This is a genomic window from Ellagibacter isourolithinifaciens, assembly GCF_008831035.1.
Taxonomy (GTDB): Bacteria; Actinomycetota; Coriobacteriia; order Coriobacteriales; family Eggerthellaceae; genus Ellagibacter; species Ellagibacter isourolithinifaciens.
The window spans coordinates 54,289-79,942 of record NZ_WAJR01000004.1 but is presented as its reverse complement, the minus strand read 5'-3'; the positions used below and the strand labels follow the sequence as shown (position 1 = coordinate 79,942).

General features: G+C 60.8%; 22 protein-coding genes and 1 pseudogene. 15 read left to right on the top strand and 8 right to left on the bottom strand.

Annotated elements, in window-relative coordinates:
• Window positions 1-181 precede the first annotated feature (181 nt).
• From F8C90_RS03020 to F8C90_RS03000, 5 genes are all read right to left on the bottom strand, one after another.
• A complete protein-coding gene (locus F8C90_RS03020) occupies window positions 182-1,129 on the bottom strand; it encodes a translation initiation factor 2 (protein WP_158048969.1) in 948 nt (315 codons plus the stop codon).
• A 35-nt stretch (window positions 1,130-1,164) separates the two neighbouring features.
• A complete protein-coding gene (locus F8C90_RS03015) occupies window positions 1,165-1,593 on the bottom strand; it encodes a DUF4869 domain-containing protein (RefSeq protein ID WP_211360998.1) in 429 nt (142 codons plus the stop codon).
• An 86-nt stretch (window positions 1,594-1,679) separates the two neighbouring features.
• A complete protein-coding gene (locus F8C90_RS03010; RefSeq protein WP_158048967.1) occupies window positions 1,680-2,054 on the bottom strand; it encodes a hypothetical protein in 375 nt (124 codons plus the stop codon).
• A 219-nt stretch (window positions 2,055-2,273) separates the two neighbouring features.
• On the bottom strand, window positions 2,274-3,350 hold the full coding sequence (locus F8C90_RS03005) for an alpha/beta hydrolase (RefSeq protein WP_158048966.1): 1,077 nt from the start codon (window positions 3,348-3,350) through the stop codon (window positions 2,274-2,276).
• A 137-nt stretch (window positions 3,351-3,487) separates the two neighbouring features.
• Entirely contained in the window at window positions 3,488-4,669 is a 1,182-nt protein-coding gene (locus F8C90_RS03000) for a LuxR C-terminal-related transcriptional regulator (RefSeq protein WP_170264509.1), read from the bottom strand.
• 381 nt (window positions 4,670-5,050) lie between these two features.
• Between F8C90_RS03000 and F8C90_RS02995 the strand changes: the two genes are divergently transcribed.
• The gene (locus F8C90_RS02995) at window positions 5,051-5,293 is read left to right on the top strand and encodes a hypothetical protein (RefSeq protein WP_158048964.1); all 243 of its coding nucleotides are present in this window, start codon (window positions 5,051-5,053) and stop codon (window positions 5,291-5,293) included.
• Window positions 5,294-5,327: 34 nt separating this feature from the next.
• Here F8C90_RS02995 and F8C90_RS02990 read toward each other — a convergent pair whose 3' ends face one another.
• The 3 genes and pseudogenes from F8C90_RS02990 to F8C90_RS02980 all read right to left on the bottom strand — a co-directional run bounded on the left by F8C90_RS02990 (window position 5,328) and on the right by F8C90_RS02980 (window position 7,776).
• Window positions 5,328-6,422, bottom strand: a complete 1,095-nt coding sequence (locus F8C90_RS02990) for a CocE/NonD family hydrolase (RefSeq protein WP_246155758.1) — start codon at window positions 6,420-6,422, stop codon at window positions 5,328-5,330.
• Between the two features lie 41 nt (window positions 6,423-6,463).
• Entirely contained in the window at window positions 6,464-7,078 is a 615-nt protein-coding gene (locus tag F8C90_RS02985) for a DUF1097 family protein (RefSeq protein ID WP_158048962.1), read from the bottom strand.
• A gap of 107 nt (window positions 7,079-7,185) precedes the next feature.
• Window positions 7,186-7,776: pseudogene (locus F8C90_RS02980) on the bottom strand (nucleotidyl transferase AbiEii/AbiGii toxin family protein).
• A gap of 619 nt (window positions 7,777-8,395) precedes the next feature.
• Here F8C90_RS02980 and F8C90_RS02975 point away from each other — a divergent pair.
• The 14 genes from F8C90_RS02975 (at window position 8,396) to rsfS (ending at window position 25,457) form a co-directional block, all read left to right on the top strand.
• Entirely contained in the window at window positions 8,396-8,608 is a 213-nt protein-coding gene (locus tag F8C90_RS02975) for a hypothetical protein (RefSeq protein ID WP_246155757.1), read from the top strand.
• Between the two features lie 4 nt (window positions 8,609-8,612).
• Window positions 8,613-11,846 carry a helicase-related protein gene (locus tag F8C90_RS02970; RefSeq protein WP_158048960.1) on the top strand — a complete coding sequence of 1,078 codons (3,234 nt, stop codon included), beginning with the start codon at window positions 8,613-8,615 and terminating at the stop codon, window positions 11,844-11,846.
• Window positions 11,816-12,460, top strand: a complete 645-nt coding sequence (locus F8C90_RS02965; protein ID WP_246155756.1) for a DUF4391 domain-containing protein — start codon at window positions 11,816-11,818, stop codon at window positions 12,458-12,460. The genes F8C90_RS02970 and F8C90_RS02965 overlap by 31 nt, the downstream gene beginning before the upstream one ends.
• Window positions 12,461-14,503, top strand: a complete 2,043-nt coding sequence (locus F8C90_RS02960) for a site-specific DNA-methyltransferase (RefSeq protein WP_158048959.1) — start codon at window positions 12,461-12,463, stop codon at window positions 14,501-14,503.
• Between the two features lie 9 nt (window positions 14,504-14,512).
• A complete protein-coding gene (locus F8C90_RS02955) occupies window positions 14,513-17,695 on the top strand; it encodes a type III restriction-modification system endonuclease (RefSeq protein WP_158048958.1) in 3,183 nt (1,060 codons plus the stop codon).
• Window positions 17,696-17,749: 54 nt separating this feature from the next.
• A complete protein-coding gene (locus tag F8C90_RS02950; protein WP_158048957.1) occupies window positions 17,750-18,394 on the top strand; it encodes a hypothetical protein in 645 nt (214 codons plus the stop codon).
• 514 nt (window positions 18,395-18,908) lie between these two features.
• On the top strand, window positions 18,909-19,229 hold the full coding sequence (gene rplU / locus F8C90_RS02945; RefSeq protein ID WP_158048956.1) for a 50S ribosomal protein L21: 321 nt from the start codon (window positions 18,909-18,911) through the stop codon (window positions 19,227-19,229).
• A 19-nt stretch (window positions 19,230-19,248) separates the two neighbouring features.
• Window positions 19,249-19,512: a 50S ribosomal protein L27 gene (gene rpmA / locus F8C90_RS02940; RefSeq protein ID WP_158048955.1), complete on the top strand. Its 264-nt coding sequence runs from the start codon at window positions 19,249-19,251 to the stop codon at window positions 19,510-19,512.
• 130 nt (window positions 19,513-19,642) lie between these two features.
• Window positions 19,643-21,034, top strand: coding sequence for a GTPase ObgE (gene obgE, locus F8C90_RS02935; RefSeq protein ID WP_158048954.1), 1,392 nt, complete (start codon window positions 19,643-19,645; stop codon window positions 21,032-21,034).
• Window positions 21,034-22,239 carry a glutamate 5-kinase gene (gene proB, locus F8C90_RS02930; protein ID WP_158048953.1) on the top strand — a complete coding sequence of 402 codons (1,206 nt, stop codon included), beginning with the start codon at window positions 21,034-21,036 and terminating at the stop codon, window positions 22,237-22,239. The genes obgE and proB overlap by 1 nt, the downstream gene beginning before the upstream one ends.
• Window positions 22,240-22,302: 63 nt before the next feature.
• Window positions 22,303-23,607 (top strand): glutamate-5-semialdehyde dehydrogenase, encoded by a 1,305-nt coding sequence (locus F8C90_RS02925; protein ID WP_158048952.1) that lies wholly within the window; start codon window positions 22,303-22,305, stop codon window positions 23,605-23,607.
• Between the two features lie 3 nt (window positions 23,608-23,610).
• The gene (gene nadD / locus F8C90_RS02920; RefSeq protein WP_158048951.1) at window positions 23,611-24,378 is read left to right on the top strand and encodes a nicotinate-nucleotide adenylyltransferase; all 768 of its coding nucleotides are present in this window, start codon (window positions 23,611-23,613) and stop codon (window positions 24,376-24,378) included.
• 3 nt (window positions 24,379-24,381) lie between these two features.
• Window positions 24,382-25,035, top strand: a complete 654-nt coding sequence (gene yqeK / locus F8C90_RS02915) for a bis(5'-nucleosyl)-tetraphosphatase (symmetrical) YqeK (RefSeq protein ID WP_246155755.1) — start codon at window positions 24,382-24,384, stop codon at window positions 25,033-25,035.
• Entirely contained in the window at window positions 25,032-25,457 is a 426-nt protein-coding gene (rsfS, locus tag F8C90_RS02910) for a ribosome silencing factor (RefSeq protein WP_158048950.1), read from the top strand. Before yqeK ends, rsfS begins: the two co-directional genes overlap by 4 nt.
• Window positions 25,458-25,654 lie beyond the last annotated feature (197 nt).

Here is a 25,654-nt window from a genome sequence, read left to right as displayed (position 1 = left end):
ATAAGTTGTGAAGGAACTGTGCTTCATTCCACATATAATGCAAAAACGTGGAATAACTCGCCTGCGTTTCGCCTTGCCTGCGATACTATCGGTACAGGCAAGGCGATATATTGGCAACCATCACCATTTCTTCACAACTTATCGTCAATCTTGTACAGAGGTGAGGCCGCGCTCGGAGTGCTTACTGCTCCGTTTGGGGAAGAATCCCCAAATTCGGCAAGCCTTTCTCTATTGCTCCACGCGTATGCTTAGCGAGATATGATTCGTTAAGTCTCGATTTGCTGTATGTGAGAAAAGTACCGCGCGTTTTCTCGATAAGCTCATGTGTGAAGAATTGCTCCCAGCTGAAGAAGTCGGCACTTTCGATATAAGAGGCTGGACTCCGAAGCATCTCCTGCGTTCGTTTGTCGGGAAATAGGCCCGATTTCAGGACAAGCCACTCAAATGATTCGGGCAGGAAGAGCTTAATGCGCTTGAATCGTTGAAGCGATACAAGGAACTCCATTTCGGGTCCGAATGCTGCTCCGTCGGCGATTACAAGGATGTCCCGCTCTTTCCTATTGAGCGCAATATCGTAGATGTTCGACTTCCCGCCTGCGCTTATGCAGGGTATGCCGCTATTTTTGCAAAGTACGGCAAAGAATTCGTAGCCAGAGTTACTGTCTTCGACGATGACAACTTGCGGCTTTGCGCCGTCGAACTCGCTTTTCCCGTAAATGCGGTATGTGGAGGCATAGGTTCGTGAATAGACGGGGTACTTCGTTGTTGAGCGGTTGGTGTTCTTAAGGCCGTAAATCTCGTCGACGCTGTAGGGGAGTTGTGGAAGCGATTCGCGCGCGACCAACACGTAATAGTTGCTGCTACGGCGTGCCGCGTGCGCGAATTCGTGCGATTTCATGAAGCTGCTGTCCTCGTCGATGAACACGATGCTGTTCTCGATGAACGAAAGATCACGCAGCCAGTTGCGCCCTGCGAGTATTTTGCAGGGAACATCGCAATTAATGACCACGCCGCTGTTTGCTCCAAGCTCGTCATAGGCGGCAATGAGCTCGAGAAGAGTTGTCTTCCCGGTTGCGCTCTTGCCTTGAAGAATGGTGAGGTTCCTTGAAACGGTGAGCTTGATCTGCACTTTGTTGTTGCGGACTACAACATCGTGGACTCCTCTCATTTTGCGGACTCCCTCAGGCATTTGGCTGCAACGAGAACAAGCTCGTCCATCGAATGGACAACTTCGTCGGTGTTGGCGACATGGATGGTGAACCGCCTTTCACCGAAGTTCATGAGGTGATAAAGATTGACGGTGACATCTTGGGCCTTGCCGATGGCTAGAATCCACCGTGCGCAATTATCTCCGCAATTGGAGGCGTTGTAGATGTTCTCGGGCATGAAATGCATGAGAAGCAAAGTCTTTGTGCCACTTGAGAGTTTTTCGGGCGGGATGACGCCGAGGACCTTCGTTTCGATGGCATTGGGCCCCAAGACAACGCCGCGATCGACTGCCTTGATGATCTTTTGGGCGAAAGGGTCTTCGAGCCACTCGGCCGAGTAAACGTTGTTGAAAAAGATAGACGTATTGTAGATAACGCCGTCCATGTCTCCATAGTGAATTGTAAGCAAGGCAAAACCTTTCTTCGTTGGAGCAAAGTATATATCAGGAAGGCGAGCGGGATGGTCGCGGGCTATCGGAATCGGTCGATTGCGGATTCGCGGCATAACGGGCCGAGCTTGAGGCGCAGAAGGCGGAGCTTGCCAAGCAGCAGGAAGAGGCGAAGAAGGCGGCCGAGAAGGAAGCCGAGCGTCGGCAAAAGGCCGCGGAAAAGGAAGCGGAGCGCCAGGCAAGGGCGGCTGAACGGGAAGCGGAACGCCAGGCGGGGGCAGCGGAGCGCGAGGCTGAGCGCCAGGCGAAGGCCGCCGAGCGGGAGCGCCAGAAGCAGAAAGACGCCGTGGCCCGCGTCGCCACGAGCATCTTGGGATCCGCCGGCCGTACCGCCGACAACCAGATTGTCCGCGGACTCTTCGGCACGCGCCGCTAGTTGTTGGCGCCGCTTGCGCATCCGTGGCGCGCATGGCCGCTTAGCAAACTCGCTCCTGTGGAAGTTGGCAGGGGGACATGGGACGCGTCCAACGAGTGTCTTGAGAGAATCCCAGGGGGCATCGGACGGCTGGATCAGTTGGCGCAAGAAGAAGACTCAACCAACTAAGGTGGGCCGTTGGTTGCGCGGCAGTGAACTGCGCAACCAGCGGCCTGTTAATCTTGCATAGCGATTATGGCGCTAGTTCTTTAGGTGTTCGTCTAGGAAGCTAACCATAATATCGATCACCTGCGGCTGATTGAACAGCGGGCCGCCGTGCGATGCGCCAGCTATTACGTAACGGTCGGCTTCGACTCCGGCATCGACCAGTCGTTTGTACAGCTCCATGCTGGCGACGGGGGAGACGAGTGTGTCTTTGTCGCCGTGCAGGATGAGGAAGGCGGGGTCGGTCCCGTCGATATAGGTGAAGGGGCTTGCGGGTGCTGCGGTATCGGGTGTGTCAAACACGGATGCACCCTTGTTGTTGCCGAAAGCCGTTCCGTTCACGAGCATGGCCTCAGTGGTCGCGGGAGAATGGTGGCCCTGCTCAATCTCCTCTTGGAGACCTGCGCCGATAAGCGTTAGGTCGGACACTCCGTACAAGTCGATAACAGCGTTGACCTTCGAATCCTCGGAAGTGTTGTCGCCCTTGTCAAAGTCGGCGATGTCGCCTGTCACGCCGAGCATCGTTGCGAAATACCCACCTGAGGAGTTGCCCACAGCCGCCACGCGGTTTTTGTCGATTTTGTAGGTGTCCGCGTTTGCCTTGAGCCAGCGCACTGCGGCTTTCACGTCGAGCAGAGGCTCGGGGAATTTGACGGTCGGTACGACTCGATGCTGCACCGAGGCAACGGCGTAGCCCGCTTTTGCGAAAGCCATGCGATGAACAATGTTGCCCTGGGGGTTCGAACTCGTGAAGCCGCCTCCGTTTACGAAAACAACGAGCGGAAGTGTTTCTCCTTCGCCCGCCGAGGGCAGAAGAAGGTCGAGCTTGAGGTTGGTGGTGGCATTTGCCGCATTGACCGTCTTATAGACGATGCCCTGAATCTCGTTGATAGTGAGGTCGGTAACTTCTATGTTGAGAACATTGTCGCTTGTCGCCTCGGTGAGGGATGCGGATGCCGTGCCCGACGCAGCCTTGCTCGTGTCATTAAAAGGCTCAGCTGCAGCAGCCGTAGTAGTCTGCGTTGAGCAGCCGATCATGCTGGCTCCAACAGCTGCCATCCCCATGAAAGCGCCGGCTTTGAGCAAATCTCTCCGAGTCATAGAGTTGTCCATTGGTTTCCCCTTTCATTTCGGTTTGTGCGTATCCCCTCGCACAGGTTGAAAGGTATGGAATTGGCGGTGAAAGTGCTACCCATAAAATATGGTAATTTCGATTATCACCAGGTCAAAAGAAGAATTTAGATACTTGATTAACGAGATGATTGCGATCGAACAAGGTCAATCACTTCTTGTTTTGAATGAACGTTAAGCTTGCGGTAGATGCTTTTCGTATGGCTCTGCACTGTTCCCCTCGCCAAGCACAGTTCCTCGGCGATGCGATTGACGGTGTACCCGCGTGCCACGAGGAGTGCGATGTCTGTCTCGCGCGGCGAAAGAAAGAAGCCACTGGCTAGCCAGGTACGCAACGCGTCGTCGCTATTCTGCGCCACAGATTGAGTCGGTGAATCCGGCGGTACGACGGGGGCTTCTGTATTGACGACCGAAGAAAGATTGCCCTTCTTTCGGGAGCTCTCATCATCTGCTACTGGCATTTGATCCTTAAACGATGGTAAATGCATCATGGCGAATAGTGCGAGGCACATGCCTGCTGCGGATAGGATGACGATTGATAGCATGCCGAGAATCGCGGCGATGGGTTCCGACGATTCTCTGGGAAACGCGATGGGGAGTAAATAGCGGGACACGATTGTGGTCAAGGAAGTAATCGCGAGAAACGTCCCCGCTCCTCCAAGTTCTCCCCTTCGCTTCTCGGTCCAAAATGAAAGGAGTGAGATGAACAATGAGAACTGGAAACAAGTGTGGGTGGTTGCTGCGAACGGCATCGCATTGTCAGTTAGAGCGAGGGCGAGCGAGCTCAGAATGAGGAGCGCTCCTAGGATGATTAAAATGATGCCTTGCTTAATTGGGAACGGCTTATGCAGCTTCATAATCCCCGCCATCGCGATGGCAATGAGAAATGAGAAAAGGTATGATTTCGGCGTTTCCAGCGTGGGCATATACCCAGCAGTTGGTGCGAACAGGCAAAGAGTCGGCGTGCTCGCGATGAGGCAGAAGCATGTTGCCGCAAGAACGATTATATTGGCGTGAGGGGAATATTGGTGGCGGAAGGATGGTGGCGCGCTTTTTTCTGGCTGTTTCGCAACGCAGTTTGCAAGCGCGAGAAGCGCAGAGGAGGCAAGTGGAAGCATTGCGAGTGATGCTTTGACTGCGCTGTCGGGAAGGTACTCAATGCTTGCCGCAGCAAAGGAGGCGGCGAAAGAGACTGACGCAATGAAGCTCCAATTTTCGTGGCTGGAAAGAAGATGAGAAAACCACCCGAGGGTGATTGCGGAAAAGCCTATGGCAAATGAGACGATTCCTGCGAGCTGCATGGCAGGGGCGAATGTCGATGTAAGCCGGGACGAGGAGAAAAGCAGTGCGGCTGCTATCGCGCAAGCGAATCCGGCAAGAAGCGAGAAGCTTGGGCGTGCTGATCGTATTGCATAGTGTGGGAATTGGCTGGCTTTTCGCAGCGCGAGAGCCGCGAGTCCTACTATAAGAATATTTGCTATGGCATATGCCTCACGCCCATCAAGCCCAGTGGGGCAAGGGGTAAAGAATAGGTTTTGGAAATAGGGACCACGCAGCATCGGCCAATACAGCATAAGGCCTATTGTCGCAGCAATAGTTTTGTGCACTTTTCCTTCGCCTCCAACCCTGATTGCTAATTGTAGCGCATAGGCGGGAGGCCTCAGTCTCGAACGTGCTTTGCGATGGGCGGTATTTTGTCGAGAAGCATTCTCTACGAAGAGCTGCTTGAAATCACCACTTCAATCTTCAAATTAAATCGAAGACTTCAAATTGCCGAGCAATTGACGGTCGGATATGGCGGGGGCGGAATCGTTGGAACGGAAATAGGCCACCCTCATCGAGTTGGCAATGAACGCGATTTGGTCGATGCCAGGAGAGTCTTCTCGATTGGTCGTAGCGGCATGCGCGAGCAGGCCGATGTATGAAGCTGCGATTGCGGCAACGAAATAGGAGCGGAGCTCATCGTTTGGAACCCCCTCGTCGCTCATCATGGCTCCAAGCTCTTCTCGCAGTCGTCTCGCAAGTCTGTCCTTGAAGTAAGGGTCGCCGTTCTCGTTCATAATTGGTTGCAAGTTTGCGAAGGTAGATTCCCATCCCGAAGAAATGCCTGATGCTCTCATAGGGTTTTCCGGCAACGCCGCTTGATTGGGGCCCGGTGGTGCTACCGTTCATCAGGGGGCGATAAAGCACGAGCTCCCCTAAGAGGTATTGCTCTAGACGATCCAGCAGGTCGTAGGTGTCCTCGAAAAAACGATAGAACGTGGTACGAGCTATTGCGCAACGCTCCGACAATTCCTTGACAGTGATGTCGAAGCGGTCCTGTACCTCGATGCGCACGCGGGGCGTGGACTCCCAGCCGTTGCGGATGCCCTTGCAATAGCGGTCGAAGAACATCTTGAGCTCGGGCAGGTATGTGGAGGAGTAGAAATCGGGCCACTCGAACTCGCGGTGCGCGCGCAGCCACTTCTGCTCGCTGGCGATCTTGCGCCAGCCGTTGACAGAACCTCGCAGGTGGAAATGGTTCCAACCGGCTGTCACGTAGGCGGGTACGACCACCTTCGAGAAGTCGGGGATCTTATCGGCCCAGTAGCCGATTCCGCGGATGCCCACGTTTGCGACGACATAGCCGCTGGGCACCCAGAACTCGGGATCGGCAGCTTCGAATTTCGCCAGGTCGGAAATGGACCCTTTGGGGACGCCCGGGGTGTAGGCGTTGAGCTCGTCGGGACGGTACTCGTTGGGGCGCTTGCCGTAGTTCGACCAGGCGAGGATGACGGGAACCTTGGCCGTCGAGTCGGCGGGGCGGAAGATGTCGGCATACAGGATGACCCCGTCGCGCATGGGGACCGCTACGTCCTGGTCGCAGATAATCCCGGGTGCCGCCTCGTAAGTGCGCTGGTTAAAGGGGTAGGGCTTGCGGAGCTTTTTCTCGTCCTCGGGGAGTTTCTCGAACTCCTCGATCGGGGCGGGGACGAGCTCCTTGGCGTAGAGCTTGTCGATAACCTCCCCACCCATCTCGGTTTTCACTGCGAATTGCTCGCGTCCGAATAACATGATTCTTCCTTTCGGGTCGTTTGATGAAATGAGCGGCGGGATTATTCGCCTCTTTCAGTTGAGGGACCTTGCGCGCTTGCTCCCTCGGGGGAGGAGTGCTTGCCCATGACGAATTTTCCGATGAGAGCGTCGCTTACCCAGGAAAGCGCGAACGTGACCAGTGCGCCCCAGGTGAAGATGACGAGCATGTCGATTCCGTTCAAGCTCATAGGGGGCAGCAGCTCTCCCGCGATGGGGAATGATGTCTGAAGGCAGCCGAGTGTTTCTGCGAATCCTAGAAACACGCATGCCACGGCGTTCAATGGCGTGCGATTGAACAGACCCTTGTGTACGAACACGATGGCTGCGCAGATGAGAAAGTCGATGATGATGTCGAGGATAACCGGGCCTGCGGGCGACAAGGCTGCGATGGCGCCGATGGCGACAAGACCCCAGGCGAGCCCGCATATAAAGGAAAGCCACATGTTGAGCAGGTACTTGCGGTCTTGTTTCTCCTTCATGAAGAACAGGATGAGCGGCATAAAAGTGAGCCAGAACATTCCCTGGTACTTGTTGAACGGGGTGAAATCCCGCATGAGGCCGTCTACCAGGCAGACGAGGCCTGTTCCTATGCCGGCGAAGAGCGCGATTTTGATGAGAACTGATTTGGGAGGCATGGGAGAAACCTTTCTCTCGACTTCCGATCCGACGGCTCCGTGCGCATTGGGGCCGCGGAATCGGGATGTATGGGTGCGCACCCCTTCTAATGAGAAGTATCGCGCTGTTAGTGAAAAGCTGGTGCGACATCCAGGTTGTGAGTGTCGCAAGTTTTCAAGGAAAGGCTGTTTTCCCTGATGAAGATGCAGATATCTGAAGCATTCATGGTTGCAATAAGCCCATCGGCGCTGCCCCTACTAACCACGGTTTCGAATTTCTCGGCGAGTGTGGTCGCCATAGGGTAAGACATAACCGCGATGCAGCCTTCGTCGAACATCCTGGGATAGGGGTATTCAATCTGCGCCGGTGTAATAGAGTCTCCAGTTGTGATATCGATTTTAACGGGCGGATTCATCCTCCCGTACAGCACACTGATATGGGCGCGCCAGTTGGCGTACTCGTCGTGCTCTCTAATGGGTTCCACTCGCTCGAACCAGTATTCCATCTCGTCGTCCACGCAAATGGTGCAGATTTCGGTGATTGCTCGTTCGACGCTTTTTCAGTCCATTGGCATGCCGGCCACTGTCGTATCCATGTCCATGGTGGTTCGTCGAGCAAGTCCGATTATGGAGGATATGGTCAGTCCGCCCTTTAGGACGAATACGTTCGAGTAGGAACTTCTCTCTAGTCTGAGTAGGAGATGCTCGAAGAGGTGCATCTGCAAGACCTCATGAGCTCTCAGCCCGCGCTTGCTGGCCACGGCACGTATCTTTCCGCGCAGGATTGCGTCGTTTTCGATTATCGCCATCTGCAGTATCTCCAAATGAACTTGGAGTTCTTCCCTGACTCCCAAGCTCTCGCACATCGTTGCAAGTTTCGGTAGATCCTTTTCGCCGCGCTTGAAATACCCAGTGACTGCATCTCGTACGAGCTAAGCGTCAGCCCCTTCGGTCTTTCTTTGCTTGAGGAGGTCAACGATAGAGCGCTCTGCGTCGTAGCATTTCACCGTGTTCCCTGCGGGCGTTGTCGCTGTCTGCAAGCCTAGGCTGCACAGCTGGGGGTTTGCCCAGTGCAATCGAATGCCCGGGAACTGCTCCTTGAGCCCCATAGGGTTATACCCGCGCGGCACGGCGACGTGCTGTGTTGAAGGCAGGCGATCCGAGAGGCCGTTGCAGTTGTCGTTGCGACAAGCGGATCATTCGAGTTGATATCGCGCTTGCGCCGCATTGCGTCACGCTGTAGCGCATCGCTTCTCGCTGCATTGCGTCGCAACGCTATAATTAATCGGTAATAACTCGAAACGCATTTGTATTGCATTTTGGTTGATGGGAGCGCAGGTGCCTAGCAGTTATAAGGAGCTCATCAAGAGCAATCCAGACGAGACCGAGATTAGGAGTTTCCTGGTTGAAGGCGACCAGGTCTCCGTGACCATGCGCACCCCCGACACTTTACGCGATGCGGCGAAGGAGGAGGCGGCCCTGCGGGGCATGAGCTTCTCCGCCTTCGTGCGCACGTGCATGATCGAAGAGCTCGCGAAGAAGGGGGCATAAACCCATGCAGCCCGACTTCTTCGACAACAGGGCGCGCATCGTCAAGGACGACCTCGTCGCCAACATAGCCGCCGGCGACCGCGTGGCGATAGCCGCGTCGGTCTTCTCCATGTACGCCTACCAGGAACTCGCCGAGCAGCTCGAGGGCATCGACGAGTTGCGCTTCATCTTCACGTCGCAGGCGTTCACCAAGCAGCGCCCAGCGCGCGAGAAGCGCGAGTTCTACATCCCGCGCCTTTCCCGCGAGCAGGGCCTTTGCGGCACCGACTTCGAGATCAAGCTGCGCAACGAGCTCACGCAGAAGGCCGTCGCGACCGAGTGCGCCGACTGGATCCGCCGCAAGGCGCGCTTCCTCTCCTTCGAGGGCGAGGGGCGCATGAGCGGCTTCATGGATATCGACAAGACGGACGACAACGTGGCCTACATGCCCTTCGACGGCTTCACCACGCGCAAGCTCGGCTGCGACAATTCCACGGACGTCCCCGACGTGACCATGCGCTTGGACGCCTCCCAGTCGCGCGCCCTGCTCAAGCAGTTCGACGACGCCTGGGACTCGGGCGAGCTCCACGACGTCACCGACGCCGTCATCGACGGCATTACGGCCATGTACCAGGAGAACGCGCCCGAGCTCATCTACTACATGGCGCTCTACCGCATATTCAGCGAGTTCCTGGACGATGTCTCCGAGGACGTGCTGCCCAACGAGGGGCTGGGCTTCCGCGACAGCCTCATCTGGAACAAGCTCTACGACTTCCAGAAGGACGCGGCGCTCGCCATCGTCAACAAGCTAGAGACCTACAACGGCTGCATCCTGGCCGACTCGGTCGGCCTGGGCAAGACGTTCACCGCGCTCGCCGTGATCAAGTACTACGAGAGCCGCAACAAGGACGTGCTCGTGCTGTGCCCCAAGAAGCTGCGCGACAACTGGATCACCTACAACTCGAACGTCGTGAACAACCCCATCGCGGGCGACCGCCTGCAGTACGACGTGCTCTACCACACCGATCTCTCGCGCACGCGCGGCACGTCGGAGACCGGCCTGCCCCTCGACCGCCTGAACTGGGGCGCGTACGGGCTCGTCGTCATCGACGAGAGCCACAACTTCCGCAACGGCGGCGACTCGGCGTCGGAAGACAGGATGAACCGCTACCAGCTGCTCATGGAGAAGGTCATCAAGCAGGGCGTGAAGACCAAGGTGCTCATGCTGTCCGCCACGCCTGTGAACAACCGCTTCCGTGACCTGCGCAACCAGCTCGCCCTGGCGTACTGGGGCGACCCCACCGGCTGGTCCGAGAAGCTGCGCCTGGAGAACGACATCGAGACGGTTTTCCGCAACGCGCAGACCGTCTACGCACGCTGGTCGAAGCTGCCCGCCGAGCAGCGGACGACCCATGCCCTCACCGACATGCTCGACTACGACTTCTTCGAGGTGCTTGACCAGGTGACCGTGGCGCGCAGCCGCAAGCACATCCAGCGCTACTACGACATGAGCGCCATCGGGCCCTTCCCGAAGCGCCTGCCGCCGATATCGAAGCGCCCCAAGCTCTCGACGCTGGCGAACGCGATCAACTACCGCGAGATATACGAGGAGCTTGACTCCCTCGTGCTCGCCGTGTACATGCCGAGCTCGTACGTGCACCCCAGCAAGATGGAGAAGTACGCAAAGATGGGCGGCGGCGGAAACCTCACGCTCGGAGGGCGCGAGACGGGCGTGCGCCGCCTCATGACGACGAACCTGCTCAAGCGCCTGGAAAGCTCGGTGTGCTCGTTCCGCCTGACGCTCGAGCGCGTGCTGGCGGCGATGAACGCCGCCCTCGAGACCATAGACGACTACCGCAGGGGCCTCGCCTCGGGCGCCAGTGTGGCCGACGGCGACCTGCCGGGCGGGTTCGACTTCGACCCCGACGACGAGAGCGGCTTCGAGGTGGGCGGCGTCACGAAGATCCTCGTCGAGGACATGGACTGGATGAGCTGGGAGCGCGACATCGAGGCGGACGTCGCCGTCATCGAGGTCCTGATCTCGATGGTGCGCGACATCGACCCAGCCCACGACGCCAAGCTCATCGAGCTGTGCGAGCAGATCCGAGGGAAGTCGCAAGGCCCCATCAACCCGGGCAACCGCAAGGTGCTCGTGTTCACCGCGTTCTCGGACACGGCGGACTACCTCTACGAGAACGTCTCGGCCTTCGCGAAACGCGAGCTCGGCTTCGAGTGCGCCAAGGTCACGGGCGACGGCTGCGCCTGCACGATAAAGGCCGTGCCCCCGCACATGCAGGAGGTGCTCGCCTGCTTCTCGCCCGCGTCGAAGGAGCGCGACGTGGTGGCGCCGCAGCTTGCGGGCTGTGACGTCGACATCGTTATCGCCACCGACTGCATCTCTGAGGGCCAGAACCTCCAGGACTGCGACTACCTGGTGAACTACGACATCCACTGGAACCCCGTGCGCATCGTGCAGCGCTTCGGCCGCGTGGACCGCATCGGCTCGAAGAACGCCCGCATCCAGCTGGTGAACTACTGGCCCGACGTGGAGCTCGACGAGTACATCAAGCTCAAGGCGCGCGTCGAGGAGCGCATGCGCATCACCGTCATGACCTCCACCGGCGACGACGACTACATCAACCCCGACGAGACGGGGGACCTGGAGTACCGCCGCCAGCAGCTCGAGCAGATGCGCGACGAGGTCGTGGACCTTGAGGACGTCTCGGGCGGCGTGTCCATCACCGACCTGGGCCTCAACGAGTTCCGCATGGACTTGGTGGGCTATTACCGCGACAACCCCGACGTCGACCGCCTTCCGAGCGGCATCAACGCCGTGGTGGAGGGCGACGAGCCCGGCGTCATCTTCGTGCTGCGCAACGTCAACAGCAGAATCGACCGCGACGGCGCGAACCACCTGCACCCGTTCTACGTGGTTCGCATGGGATCAGACGAATCCGTGGTCCACGGGCACCTGGAGCCCAAGGCGGTGCTCGACGACATGCGCCTTTTGTGCCGCGGCAAGTCCGAGCCCGACATGGCCCTGTGCCGCGCCTACAACCGCGAGACCAAGAACGGCCGCGACATGCGCCGCGAGGCTGGGCTCTTGCGCGACGCGGTGGCGTCGATCGTGGACTCCAAGGAGGAGTCCGACGTCGACAGCTTCTTCGCCAGCGGCACGACGGGCTTCTTGGAGAACGACATCGAGGGGCTCGACGACTTCGAGCTCGTGTGCTTCCTGGTGGTGATGCCCAGATGCTAGGGCTTCCGAGCACGACCGAGGTGGGCCGCCGCATACCCAAGGAGGCCTTCTACGGCCGCCTGAAGGTGAGCGCCGCGCTGCGCCAGTCCTTCATCGACGACGTCGAGCGCTTCACAGTCGCAAACTCGATAAAGACCTCCACGACCGGTATTCCCGACGGCGAGCGCGTGCACGAGGTGCTCGTGGTGGAAGTGGCGCTCAAGGCTCGCCGCGTCCCTGAAGAGGTGCTGGCGCTTGTGGCTCAGGCGAACCCCCATAAGCTGCTTTTCGCGTGCACCTTCAACGACGAGGTTCGCCTCGCGGTGATGCTCAAGGGAATCGCTGTGGGAGAATGGCGAAGCGTCGAGGATGCTTCCCTCACCCTGAAAGCGACGAGCATGGACGGGGTCTGGGACTCGATCGCCTCGCAGGTTGCGTATGGCGATACGGGCAGCGAGACCGCTACCGTGGACGAGCGCTTCGCGGCGGACGCCAGGCTCAAGGCGCTTCGCGAGGAGCTTGCCAAGACCGAAGCCCGCGGGCGCAAGGAGCGGCAGCTGGCGCGAAAAAACGCGCTATTCGACCAGGTACAGGAACTCAAACGGCAGATTGCCGCCATAGAGGAAGGCAGATAGATGGAAAAGATCGAGCTAGGCACGCCCGACGGTGCCGTTGAAAACATCGAGAAGATTGCCGAGCTGTTCCCACAGGTGGTGACCGAGGTAGAGAACACCGACGGCGAGCTTGCACGCGCCGTTGACTTCGACGCGCTGCGCGATCTTTTGGGTGATGTGGCCGAAGGCCAGCGCGAGCGTTACCAGTTCACTTGGCCCGGCAAGCGCGAGGCCAAGGCCGAGGCGCGCCGCCCTATCTACAAGACGATGATTCCCGAGCTAGCCAAGTCCAATAACTGGGGCACCACGGAGAACCTCTACATCGAGGGCGACAACCTCGACGCGCTCAAGATTCTGAAGGAAACCTACGCCGGCAAGGTGAAACTCATCTACATCGACCCGCCATACAATACGGGCCATGACTTCGTCTACGACGACGACTTCGCCAAAACGCGCGGCGAATATGACGCGGAGAGCGGAGATTTCGACGAGGAGGGCGGTCGCCTGGTCGCCAACACCGAGGGCAACGGCCGGTTCCACTCAGATTGGTGCTCGATGATTTACCCGAGACTGCTTCTGGCGCGTGATCTGCTCGCGGCAGACGGCGCCATCTTCATCAGCATCGATGATAACGAGAGTTCGAACCTGCGCAAGATTTGCGACGAGGTTTTCGGGGCAGCTTGCTTTGTCGGCGATGTGATTTGGCAGAAAACGTATTCGCCCAGAAACGACTCCAAGGGAATCCCTACCGTAGCAGAGCATTTGCTCTGCTACGGTAAATCATCGGGATGGGTACCGAAGCGTTTACCCAGAACGGAATCTATGAACGCAGGCTATGGGTCGCCCGACGGCGACGGCTTGCTGTGGGCGTCGGGCGACCCGGCCGCCGCGGGCGGCGCGAGCCACCAAGGCATGGTATATGGCATCCAACACCCGTTCACTGGTGAGGTGTTTTACCCGCCAATGGGTTCCCATTGGCGGGTCGGACAACCCGGCCTTTTATCCATTCTCAATGAATGGGCCCCCTATGAGCTGCGCGATATCGACGATGCACAAAGGCGCGCCGAGGTATGCGGCATCGGAGAGGGCGAAGTCCGCGAAGGCGTCAAGGCTGTCATGCTCGCGGTTTCCTTTGATGAGGCGCGTACTATTGCTCAAAGACGATACGATGCAGGCTCGTGGCCCCTTCTATACTTTACGGGAGGTGGGACAGGCGGAATGCGCCGTAAACGCTACCTCGACGAATCTCAGGGACGTGTAGTCGATAACCTTTGGCTCCATGAGGAAGTCGGTCATACCGACGAGGCTAAGAAGCAGCTCAAGGCGCTTTTCGACGGCTCCGCCCCCTTCGATACGCCCAAGCCCGTACGCCTAATGAGGCGCATCCTCGACATCGCCTCCTCTAAGGACTGCACCGTGCTTGATTTCTTCTCGGGCTCGGCCTCCATGGCTCAAGCTGTCATGGAGAAAAACGCCGAGGACAGTGGAAGTCGTCGCTTTGTGCTCGTTCAGATTCCCGAGATGACCACAGGCCAGTTCTCCACGCTGACCGAAATCGGAGAGGAGCGTATTCGCCGTGCGGGTGCCAAAATCGCCGCAGGCATCGATGAATCCAATAAGCAGCTCGAGCTCGGCGCCGAGCCAAAGCCTTATCCCGACCTGGGCTTCCGCGTGCTGCGCATCGATTCCTCGAACTTCAAGGACTTCTACCTCACGCCTGGCGAGACCGCCCAGGAGAGCCTCTTCGACTTCGCCGACAACGTGAAGGAGGGGCGCTCCGACCTGGATTTGCTCTTCGAGGTGCTGCCAAAGCTCGGCATCCCGTACTCTGCGAAGATCGAGGAGCGCGTGCTCGCCGACAAGAAAGTCTTCTTCGTGGACGGCGACAAGTTGGCGGCATGCTTCGATGCGAACGTCGGCTCCGACACCATCGAGGAGATGGCGAAGGCCAAGCCCTGGTACGCCGTCATCCGCGACTCGTCCATGGCCGACGACGCCACGCACGCCAACTACGAGGAGCTGTTCCGCACCTACAGCCCCGACACCGTTCCCCAAGTGATTTAAGGCGTCGACATGAAGTTCAAGTTCAAAGTACAACAGTACCAAACCGACGCCGCAGACGCGGTGGCCTCGGTCTTCGAGGGGCAGCCCAACCAGGGCGCCTCCGTGTACCTGCGCGACCTGGGCCGCAAGCCCACGCGCGCGCAGGGCGAGATCGACTTCGGCGACGAGAGCGCCGAGGGGTACGCCAACGCGCCCGTCGCGCTTTCGGGCGCCGACATACTGGCAAACGTGCGCGCGGTGCAGCGACGCAACCAAATCCCCGAGTCGGAGGAGCTTTTCCGCGGCATGGGAGCCTGCCAGCTGGACGTCGAGATGGAGACGGGCACCGGCAAGACCTACGTCTACACCAAGACGATGCTCGAGCTCAACCGCCTGTACGGCTGGTGCAAGTTCATCGTGGTGGTGCCATCGGTCGCCATCCGCGAGGGAGTGGCCAAGAGCCTGGAGAACACCCAGGAGCACTTCTTCTCCCAATACCACAAGAAGATCAGGTTCTTCATATACGACTCGGACAACCTGACCGAGCTGGATGCGTATTCCCAATCGAGCGACGTCAACTGCATGGTCATCAACATGCAGGCGTTCAACGCGTCGATGAAGGAGGGCGCCAAGAACAAGGCGGCGCGCATCATCTTCGACGAGCGCGACGAGTTCAGCAGCCGAAGGCCCATCGACGTCATCGCTGCGAACCGCCCCATCGTCATCTGCGACGAGCCCCAGAAGATGGGAAAGAAGGGGGGCGCGACCCAGAAGGGCATCGCCCGCTTCAACCCGCTGTTCGTGCTGAGCTACTCGGCAACGCACAAGGAGAAGCACGACCTGGTGTATGCCCTGGACGCCCTGGACGCCTACAACCAGAAGTTCGTCAAGCGCATCGAGGTGAAGAGCTTCGCCCTCAAGAACATGCGCGGAACCGACGGCTACCTGTACCTGCGTGACATCGTGGTGTCCAAGAACCGCGCGCCGGAGGCCGTTATCGAGTTCAAGTGCATGGGGTCTGGCGGCAAGGTGCGCAAGAAGACCGCGCGCTTCGGCGAGGGCGACAGCATCTATGACGCCAGCGGCTCGACGAAGCTCGAGGCGTACCGCGGCTACACCATCGCGAGCGGCAACGACGGCGTGGTCCCGCCCCAGGACGGGCGCGCGGGCTACGTGCGCTTCCTGGACGGCTCCATCGGAAACGACGGGCGCATCTACATCGGCGAGGTCTACGGCGACTCCGCCGCCGACGACATGCAGCGCATACAGATACGCGAGACGATCATGAGCCACCTGCAAAAGGAGGAGGCGCTGTTCCGCCGCGGCATCAAGTGCCTGAGCCTTTTCTTCATCGACCAGGTGGCGAAGTACCGCGACCTCTCCGGCAACGGCGAAACCGTGGGCTACGGCAAGATCTTCGAGGAGGAGTACGAGGCCATCGTCTCCGACAGATTGAAGCACCCGACGCAGGACGACATCCTCGACCCCTCCTACGCGCAGTACCTCGGGCGATTCGAGGCGCACTCGGTGCACTCCGGATACTTCTCGGTGGACAAGAAGGGCAACGCCGTCGAATCGAAGACCGAGAAGAAGGCGGAGCGCGAGGACGGCATCGGCATCAACGACGACGATGCGAAGCGCGGATACGACCTGATCCTGCGCGATAAGGAGCGCCTGCTTTCGTTCGATGAGCCCGTGCGCTTCATTTTCAGCCACTCGGCGCTGCGCGAGGGCTGGGACAACCCGAACATCTTCCAGATCTGCACGCTCAAGGAGTCCGGCTCCGAGACGAGCAAGCGCCAGGAGGTCGGCCGCGGCATGCGCCTGGCGGTCGACCAGGACGGCAACCGCCAGGACACGGCGCTGCTGGGACCCGACGAGGTGCACCGTGTGAACCTGCTCACCGTGATCGCGTCGGAGAGCTACGAGACGTTCGTGAGGGATTTGCAGACCGATATAAGCAAGAGCTTGCGCGAGCGCCCGAAGAAGGTGGAGATGAACCTGTTCAGCGGACGCGACGTCGTGCTCGACGGCGAGACGGTCTCCTTCACCGAGGAGGAGTCGAAGCGCATTTATAAGGCTCTTTACAAGTGCGACCTCATCGACGACGACGACAAGCCGACCGCCGAGTTCCGCAAGGCCGTCGAGGGCGGCACCTTCGTGGAGTACTTCGTCGCGAAGCTGCCCGAGAAAATCGCCGACGCTGCCCACGCCAAGGCGGTCGAGGCGCTGGTGAGAAGCGTCTACGACGTGCACGCGCTCGACGGCATGATCGGGCGTGCCCAGGAGAAGATCTCCGAGAACACGCTGACCGACAACTTCGCCAAACGCGAGTTCAAGGAACTGTGGGCGCGCATCAACCGCAAGCATGCCTACACGGTGAGCTTCTCGGACGACGAGCTGAGGCGCAAGTCGATAGAGCGCATCAACAGCGATTTGCGCGTGAGCAGGCTGCAGTACACCCTGACGGTCGGCGGGCAGAAGTCACAGACCACGCGCGACGAGGTGCAGGGCGGCTCATCGTTCGGCCGCACGCAAACCGAGACCCGCGATGTGGACGCGGGCACGGCGTCCGTGGGCGTGACGTACGACCTCGTGGGCGAGGTGGCGCAGGCCGCCGCCATCACGCGCAGGAGTGCCGCGGCTATCCTCGCCGGCATCGACGCCAACGTGTTCGGGCTCTACCGCGTGAACCCCGAGGAGTTCATCAAGAAGGCCGCTGCGCTTATCGTGTCGGAGAAGGCGACGATGATTGTGGAGCACATCAGCTACCACGAGATCGACGACGCCTACGACGAGGCGATCTTCACCGAGCGTATGCCCGACAACGCGAGCAAGGCGTACGAGGCGAAGAAGAACATCCAGCGCTTCGTGTTCCCCGACTCCGACGGCGAGCGCAGGTTCGCCGAGGACATGGACGCCGCCGCCGAGGTAGCGGTCTACGCCAAGCTGCCTCGAGCGTTCCAGATTCCCACGCCGGTGGGCAACTACGCCCCCGACTGGGCGATTGCCTTCAAGGAAGGCAGCGTGCGCCATGTGTTCTTCGTCGCCGAGACCAAGGGCACCATGGACACGCTGGAGCTCTCCGGTGTGGAGAACGCCAAGATCGCTTGCGCGAAGAAGCTCTTCAACGAGATGAGCACCAGCGACGTGCGCTACCACAACGTGGCGACGTACGAGGACCTGCTCGAGGTGATGGGGAAGATAGATTAGAGGCGCTTTGCGGCGATGGATGCATGATTTCCGCCGCTAAGAGAGGAGCGATCAATGGGCGCGTACTATGCATGGGTGAACGCAACGAAGATGGAGCATCTTGGCAACATGCCGTTTCGCTATGGGGTGAAGATGCTGGAGAACTGCCGTTTTCCCAACGATCGAACTGACGTTGCGCTCACGTTGCTCGCCGACCGCTGGCACGGAGATCTCGTCGCCTACGTGAGCGACTACACGATTTTGGCGAATTGCGAGGGCAAGGGGCTCGCCCAGATGGCGGAGTTCTTCCCGGAGAACCCCCGCGACTATGTCGAGGACCACGGGGAGGACGTTGGCTCCCTGTTCGCCTGCTTCAAGGGATGCGAGTGGTATCTGCCGACCGAAGATGACCCCGAGGGCGAATACCTGCATCCCTACACGGGGCCGCTCGACCAGGAGGCCGTCGTTTACCGCTATGTCATCAACGAAACGCGCAGGGAATATCTCGACAGGTTTAGCGGCCGCCTCCTTTGCACCGTCAATGGCGTTGACATCCTCGAAGACGTGACGCCCGCCTTGCTGGGCGACACTGGCCGTTTGGAGCGGAACGGCGAAGAGGCGCCGGACGGTGTATGGGTGGGCGACGTCATTACTCCGACTAACGTTTCCCCAGGCGAGGGCTATGTCGACATAACGCCCGAGTACACGATTTGGCCTTAGCGTTATCCGTGTCGCTTGTACGGCGCGACCCTGGGCGCAGCCTCGACTACCCGATTTCTGGCAGGGCCCCCTCGAAAGATGACGCCCCACAAAAAGGAGCGCGGAATCGGGGGTCTCGCTTTCCCGCGCCTCTGACGGCATCGCCGTTCGGGGCTGTCGATCTTCTTACTTGCGATCTCGCCCTCGCGGAGGCCTGACGCTGCTCCGCATAATGCAGGGCCTCCTTCCTTGCGATCTCGCTCTCGCAAAATGCCCCGTCCCAACACAACATGCAGCCCTGTCTTCCCGTTGTTCGCCTCTGAGTGAAGCCTCCGTGTTTTCTCATGAAAAATCCATGCAACGCGCTCGCGCGTAGCCATGAGTTCTGGTATCATTCAATAGGTTGCGCTAAGGACGGCGCAATCGGGAATAAGTGCGATGATACGCGGAGGCGGTGCATATGCGCTCTTCGGAGTCTTGCTACGGCCACGCTTCAAAGTTATCGCATGCAGTTATTTCGCATAAGGAGAAGTGAATGTACGCAATCGTGAAAACGGGCGGCAAGCAGTACAAGGTTGCCCCTGGAGACCGCATCAACATCGAGAAGCTCGATGCCGAGGTGGGCGCTGAGGTCGAGCTTCCTGTCATCTGCGTCGTCGACGGCGAGACCGTCGAGGCAGATCCCGCCAAGGCCGCTGCCACCAAGGTGGTCGCAACTGTCATCGAGCAGTTCAAGGGCGAGAAGGTTCTCGTCTTCAAGTTCAAGAAGCGCAAGAACTACAAGAAGCTGCGCGGCCATCGTCAGCAGCTTACTCGCGTGGAAATCAAGTCCGTCGGCACCGCTGTCGCCGAATAGATAAAGGGAGGCATACACCATGGCTCATAAGAAAGGCTTAGGCTCCAGCCGCAACGGTCGCGACTCTCACGCACAGCGACTCGGCGTGAAGATGTTCGGCGGTCAGCATGTTCGCACCGGCAACGTCATCGTTCGTCAGCGCGGCACCAAGTTCCATCCCGGCGAGAACGTCGGCCGCGGCAAGGACGACACCCTGTTCGCGCTGTGCGACGGCACCCTCGAGTTCACTCGCGGTGTGAAGCGTCGCGTGCACGTCCGCCCCGATGCCGAGGCACAGGAATAGCACGCTACCGCGCAATCAGCATAGATAGTCGGTTTTCGAGGCGCCCCCTGCATATCAGAGGGCGCCTTTCGTTTACAATCCAGACAACGCGGGCGCACATGATGCCCGCCCTGGCAGCGAAGGATCCCCCATGTTCGTAGACAAGGTACGCATATACGTCAAAGGCGGCGACGGCGGCGCGGGCTGCATGTCCTTCCGTCGCGAGGCGCACGTCCCTAAAGGCGGCCCCGACGGCGGCGACGGCGGTCACGGCGGCAACGTCGTCATCCAGGCCGACCTGGGCGTCTCGTCGCTGATTGACTACCGCTTCAAGCACCACTTCAAGGCTGAGCGCGGCACGCACGGCAAGGGCTCGCGCATGCGCGGCGCCGACGGCGAGGACATGATCTTGAAGGTGCCCGTGGGCACGGTGATCCACGAGTACTTCGAGGAAACGAAGGAAACGGGCGAGCTCATCGCCGACCTCACGCACGACGGCGAGCGCATCACCGTGGCGCTCGGCGGCGTCGGCGGCCGCGGAAACGTGCACTTCGTCACGTCCACGCGCCGCGCTCCCGCGTTCGCCGAGTTGGGAGAGCCTTCGCAGGAGCAGTGGGTCGAGCTTGAGATGAAGCTCATGGCCGACGCGGCGCTTGTGGGCATGCCTTCGGCGGGGAAGTCCTCGCTCATCTCGAAGATCTCGGCGGCCCGACCGAAGATCGGCGACTACCCGTTCACGACGCTTGTCCCGAATTTGGGCGTGGCGACGAGCGGCGATCTGAGCTTCGTCTGCGCCGACGTCCCCGGCCTTATCGAGGGAGCGCACGAGGGGCGCGGGCTTGGGCACGAGTTCCTCCGCCACATCGAGCGCACCGCGCTCATCGTGCACGTGGTCGACCTCACGGGCGACTACGAGGGGCGCGACCCTTTGAACGACTACGAGGTGATCAACCGCGAGCTCGAGCTGTACGCGAGCGATCTCGCGTCCCGCCCGCGCATCGTCGTGGCCAACAAGATCGACGTCCCCGGCACGGAGGAGATCTGCAAGAAGCTCGCCGAACGCGTGCGAGCCGACTCCATCGCCGCGGCCGGCGGCGACGAGTTCGCGGACAGCCCCATCGACCCGAAGCTCTACTGCATCAGTGCGCTCACGGGCAAGGGCGTCGACTCGCTCAAGGCCGCCATTGCGACGAAGGTGCACGAGCTGCGCGAGGAGGCTCGCGCGAAGGCCGCCGAGCAGCCGGAGTTCGACCACGTGTGGGAGCACAAGCGCGAGATGCGCGACCGTCGCTTCACCGTGCGCAAGCTCTCCGACGGCGTCTTCCGCGTGGAGGGTGGCCAGGTTGAGCGCATGGTTATCCAGACGGATTGGGAAAACGAGGACGCCATCGCCTTCCTGCAACACCGTTTCAAGCGCATCGGCGTGGAGGACGCGCTTGCGAAGGCGGGCGCCCGCAACGGTGACGAGATCCGCATCGTGGGGCGCGCGTTCGAGTTTGAGTCGGCGACGGCAGACGACGCGTTCGAGGAGCTCGACATCTAATGGACGAGGCTAAAATCGACAATCCCGCCGCGGGCGAGGGCTGCGGTGTCTGCGGAAACCATGGGGCGCGCGAGGCGCACCTTGCCGCCCATCTGCGCCCGCTCGTGGTTAAGATCGGCTCTTCGACGCTCACCACGTCGGAGAGCAAGATCGACTACGCGTTTCTCGACGATGTCGCGCGCCAGGTCACCCGCGTGCGCGAGGCGGGCTTCTCGCCCATCATCGTGACGAGCGCGGCCATCGCGTGCGGGCTCGAGGCGCTTGGCATCGAGCGGCGGCCCACCGACATGCCGAGCCTTCAGGCGGCGGCCTCGGTGGGGCAAAGCGCGCTTTCGGCAGGCTACGCCCGCGCGTTCGCCCAGCATGGGATTACCACGTCCCTTGTGCTTTTGACCAGGCGCGACACGGCCGACCGCACGGCGTATCTCCATGCTCGCGACACGCTTTCCCGCTTGCTTGAGATGGGGGTCGTGCCCATCGTGAACGAGAACGACACGGTGTCGGTCGAGCAGATCCGCTTCGGCGACAACGATACGCTCGCGGCGCTCGTGGCGTGCCTTGTCGAGGCAGAGCTTATGGTGATCCTCTCCGATATCGACGGGCTCTACGACGCAAACCCGACGAAGGTCGAAGGCGCGCACCTGATCGAGTGCGTCGAGCGCATCGACGAGAGCATCATGGGCGTCGCGGGAGACGCGGGAAGCGTCGTCGGCTCGGGCGGCATGATCACCAAGATCAAGGCCGCGCGCGTGCTTATGGCGGCGGGCATTCCCATGACCATCTGCTTGGGCCACGCTCCCGACGCTATCGTGCACGCAGCTTTCGGCGACCGCATCGGCACGCGTTTCGCGGCGAGCGAGCGCCCGCACGAGATTACGCCGCGCAAGTTGTGGATCGCGCTCGGCGACTCCGCACGCGGCGCGCTCATCGTCGACGACGGCGCGAAGAACGCGCTGCTACACCGCGGCAGCTCGCTTCTGTCGGTGGGCATCTCGCGTGTCGAGGGGCGCTTCAACGACGACGACATCGTCGACGTGAAAGACGCGACGGGGCATGTGATCGCCCGCGGCCGCACGGCGTTCTCGAGCGACGAGGTGGAGCTTGCCTGCGGGCGTACGCGTGAGGAGCTTGAGCGCAACCGCCTGCTCGCGGCGTTCGCCGACAAGCCGGTCATCCACCGCGACGAGCTGATCGCCTTCGAGTAGGGATTGAGAACCACCCAGTGAGCTGGGGTAATCGAGGGGAACGGGCGAGAGAAAGGTTCAGGCATGTACGAAGAGATTGAGATGCTCGCCAAGCGGGCTCGCGCGGCAAGCGTGCGCCTGGCCCACACGAGCGACGACGAGCGCAACGGCGCCCTGCGCGCCATGGCGCAAGCGCTGCGCGAAAGCGCGCCTGCAGTTCTTAAGGCAAACGCGGTAGACGTTGCCGCCGCGCGCGAAAAAGGCACGAAGGAAAGCCTCATCGACCGGCTGCTCCTCACCGACGCGCGCATCGAGGACATGGCCGCCGCGCTCGAGAGCCTAGCTGAGCTTCCCGACCCGCTCGGGCGCACGCTCGAGCGGCGCACCCTCGAGTCTGGAATCCGCCTCGAGCGCGTGAGCGTCCCCTTCGGCGTCGTCGCCGTCGTGTACGAGGCGCGTCCGAACGTGACCGCCGACGCCGCCGGCATCTGCCTGAAGTCAGGAAACGCCTGCATCTTGCGCGGCGGGTCGATGGCGGCCCGCTCGTGTGCGGCCATCGCGCGCGTGCTCTCGGCTGCGGCGGAGCAGGCGGGCATGCCCGAGGGTTCGATCGGTATTGTCGCCTCGACCGATCGCGCGGCGACCGACGTCCTTATGGGGCTCCACGGCCTGATTGACGTGCTCGTTCCCCGCGGCGGCGCGGGGCTCATCCGCCACTGCGTGGAGACGGCCAAGGTCCCCGTCATCGAGACGGGAACGGGAAACTGCCACGTCTACGTGCACGAATCCGCCGACTTCGACATGGCGCGCGAGATCCTCGTGAACGCGAAGTGCCGCCGCTTCGGGGTCTGCAACGCCTGCGAGACGCTGCTCGTCGATGCGTCCATCGCCGCCGATTTTCTTCCCAAGGCGCTCTCCGAGCTGGCCGATCGCGGGGTGGCGATTCATGCCGACGAGCTGGCCTGCGAGGCTGCGCTTGCCGCGGGGGCCTTGCGCGGGCAGGGGCAAAGCGCGCTGCGCGTCGACCGCGCAAGCGAGCAAGATTGGGAAACCGAATACTTAGGTCCCGAAATCGCGGTGAAGTGCGTCGCGGGCGTCGACGAGGCCATTGCCCACGTGAACCGCTACGGCACGATGCACTCTGAGGCCATCGTGGCGAACCCGAGCGACCCCGAGGGTGCCGCGGCGATTGAGCGCTTCCTGAACGAGGTCGACGCGGCGGCGGTCTATGCGAACGCCTCGACGGCCTTCACGGACGGCGGCATGTTCGGCCTCGGCGCCGAGATCGGCATCTCCACGCAGAAGCTGCACGTGCGCGGCCCCTTCGCGACTGACGGGCTGACCTCGTACAAGTACGTGCTGCGAGGCGACGGCCAGGTGAGGTCCTAGCGCATGAGGGAGGAAACGCTGGCAAGCGAATCGAGCGCACCTGCATCGCGGCCCGGCCGGTGCGAGGTGCAGCCCGCCCAGGCGGTCTCGCGCCCTGGCGAGGTGGCCTCGCGCCGTTCGCCCGTCGTGAGCGAGGGGCTTGACAACTTGGGGGCGGACGGTGCGCCTGCCCGGCTGGGAATCATGGGCGGCACCTTCGATCCCATCCACATCGGGCATCTGGCCTGCGCCGAACAGGTGCGCGAGGCGTACGGGCTCGACGCGGTGGTGTTCATTCCCGCCGGCAGCCCCGTCTTCAAGCGCGACCGCGACGTCACGCCCGCGGACGATCGGCTTGCCATGTGCCGCCTCGCGACCGAGAGCAACCCCGCCTTCGACGTGAGCGCGATGGAGATCAAGCGTGGCGGCGACACTTACACCGTCGACACGTTGCGCGAGCTGCGGGCGCATTATCCCGACAACGTCGAGCTCGTGTTCATCACGGGCGCCGACGCGGTTGCGAAGATCTTCCGCTGGCATGAAAGCGAAGCGGTCGCGGGGCTCGCGCGGTTCGTCGCCGTGACGCGCCCGGGTTATACGCTTAACGACGAGATGCGAGCCACCTTCGAGAAAAGCCCCTTCACAGTTGACTTTCTCGAGGTCACGGGGCTGTCGGTCTCTTCAAGCGACCTGCGGCGCCGTGTCAGCGAGGGCAAATCAATCAGATACCTCACCATGTCGCGCGTGCGCGATTACGTATGCGAGCATGGCCTGTACCGAAAGGAGCGTTAAACGGTGGGGAAGGAAAGCGGCGGCGATTCCGCCGAGGTGCTCGGCGAGGCGTTCTTCAAAGAACGCAAGGCGGAGCTCGAACAGCGCGTCAGCAAGAAGCGCTTTACCCATGTGATGGGCGTGGTCGAGGAGGCCGAGATTCTCGCGCGAGCCTACGGGGTCGATGTGCGCGAGGCCCGGCTTGCGGGGCTTTTGCACGACTGGGACAAGGCCTACGATGACGAGGAGATTCGCGAACGCGTCCGCGAGCTGGGACTTCGGGTGAACCCGTGGATTCTGGAGCACCAGCCGCGCCTTCTACACGGTCCGACTGCCGCCGCCGCGCTCGGGCGGGAGTACCCCGCTATTCCCGCAGGCATCCTGCAGGCAATCGAGCGCCATACCACGGGCGAGATCGATATGACGCCGCTCGATATGGTACTCTACTGTGCCGATGCGCTTGAGCCGAACCGACGTTTCGGGCGCGTTGACGAGTTGCGTGCCCAAATCGGCCGCGTGACGCTCGAGGAGCTCTACGTTGCAGTGCTCGGGTACTGGACGATTCTCATCATCGAGCAAGGAAAGACGCTGCATCCGCGCACGGTAGATATTTGGAACGCCTACGCGGTGAAAAACGAGAAACCGTACATAAACGCAAAACGAAAGGAGCGCAAGTGAGCGCTAACGAACAGAAAACCTCGCGAGAGCTCGCGATTATCGCCGCCCAGGCGGCCGACGAGAAGAAGGCAACCGACATCCTCGTGCAGGACGTGGCGGAGCTTGTCGGCGAGACCGACTTTTTCGTGATCGTCACGGCGTCCAACAGCCGCCAGGTGAACTCGATCGTCGATGCCATCAAGGAAGATTTGCGGGACAAGGGCGGCGTGAAGCCCTTCCATGTCGAAGGAACGCAGGACGGATCGTGGTCGCTGCTCGATTACGGCCAGATCGTCGTGCACGTCTTCCAGCCCGAGACGCGCGAGTACTATCGCCTCGAGGAGCTGTGGAACGACGCCCCCGTGCTCGATTTGGCGAAGGAGGCGGGGCTTTGCGACGTCGAGTACTCCGACCGCATCTCGAAGCTTCTGCCCAAGAAATAGGCTGAAACCTGGCAAGAACTCGACGGACAGGCGGCGAAATCGCGGCGCGAACGCGGCGAGCAGGCGACAGGGGTCTGGCGCGAACGCGGCAAAATCGCGCCCAATCGTCTGCTGAAGCGCGCTCGGTCGTGCGCTGTTTCCTTCGGTATCTTCCCAATTCGCTTTAGTTGCCTGCAGTGCGCCGGCAGAAGGCGCGC

Excerpts from the sequence above, each read along its gene's own strand:
- F8C90_RS03010 (WP_158048967.1), bottom strand. The coding sequence starts at position 2,054 with ATGCGCAAGCGGCGCCAACAACTAGCGGCGCGTGCCGAAGAGTCCGCG.
- F8C90_RS02970 (WP_158048960.1), top strand. The coding sequence starts at position 8,613 with ATGCAGCCCGACTTCTTCGACAACAGGGCGCGCATCGTCAAGGACGAC.
- obgE (WP_158048954.1), top strand. The coding sequence starts at position 19,643 with ATGTTCGTAGACAAGGTACGCATATACGTCAAAGGCGGCGACGGCGGC.
- nadD (WP_158048951.1), top strand. The coding sequence starts at position 23,611 with ATGAGGGAGGAAACGCTGGCAAGCGAATCGAGCGCACCTGCATCGCGG.
- F8C90_RS03015 (WP_211360998.1), bottom strand. The coding sequence starts at position 1,593 with ATGGACGGCGTTATCTACAATACGTCTATCTTTTTCAACAACGTTTAC.
- F8C90_RS02955 (WP_158048958.1), top strand. The coding sequence starts at position 14,513 with ATGAAGTTCAAGTTCAAAGTACAACAGTACCAAACCGACGCCGCAGAC.
- F8C90_RS02995 (WP_158048964.1), top strand. The coding sequence starts at position 5,051 with ATGGGCGGTATTTTGTCGAGAAGCATTCTCTACGAAGAGCTGCTTGAA.
- F8C90_RS02950 (WP_158048957.1), top strand. The coding sequence starts at position 17,750 with ATGGGCGCGTACTATGCATGGGTGAACGCAACGAAGATGGAGCATCTT.
- F8C90_RS02985 (WP_158048962.1), bottom strand. The coding sequence starts at position 7,078 with ATGCCTCCCAAATCAGTTCTCATCAAAATCGCGCTCTTCGCCGGCATA.
- F8C90_RS03000 (WP_170264509.1), bottom strand. The coding sequence starts at position 4,669 with ATGCAGCTCGCAGGAATCGTCTCATTTGCCATAGGCTTTTCCGCAATC.
- proB (WP_158048953.1), top strand. The coding sequence starts at position 21,034 with ATGGACGAGGCTAAAATCGACAATCCCGCCGCGGGCGAGGGCTGCGGT.
- F8C90_RS02925 (WP_158048952.1), top strand. The coding sequence starts at position 22,303 with ATGTACGAAGAGATTGAGATGCTCGCCAAGCGGGCTCGCGCGGCAAGC.
- F8C90_RS02990 (WP_246155758.1), bottom strand. The coding sequence starts at position 6,422 with ATGTTATTCGGACGCGAGCAATTCGCAGTGAAAACCGAGATGGGTGGG.
- rplU (WP_158048956.1), top strand. The coding sequence starts at position 18,909 with ATGTACGCAATCGTGAAAACGGGCGGCAAGCAGTACAAGGTTGCCCCT.
- F8C90_RS03005 (WP_158048966.1), bottom strand. The coding sequence starts at position 3,350 with ATGGACAACTCTATGACTCGGAGAGATTTGCTCAAAGCCGGCGCTTTC.
- F8C90_RS02960 (WP_158048959.1), top strand. The coding sequence starts at position 12,461 with ATGGAAAAGATCGAGCTAGGCACGCCCGACGGTGCCGTTGAAAACATC.
- rpmA (WP_158048955.1), top strand. The coding sequence starts at position 19,249 with ATGGCTCATAAGAAAGGCTTAGGCTCCAGCCGCAACGGTCGCGACTCT.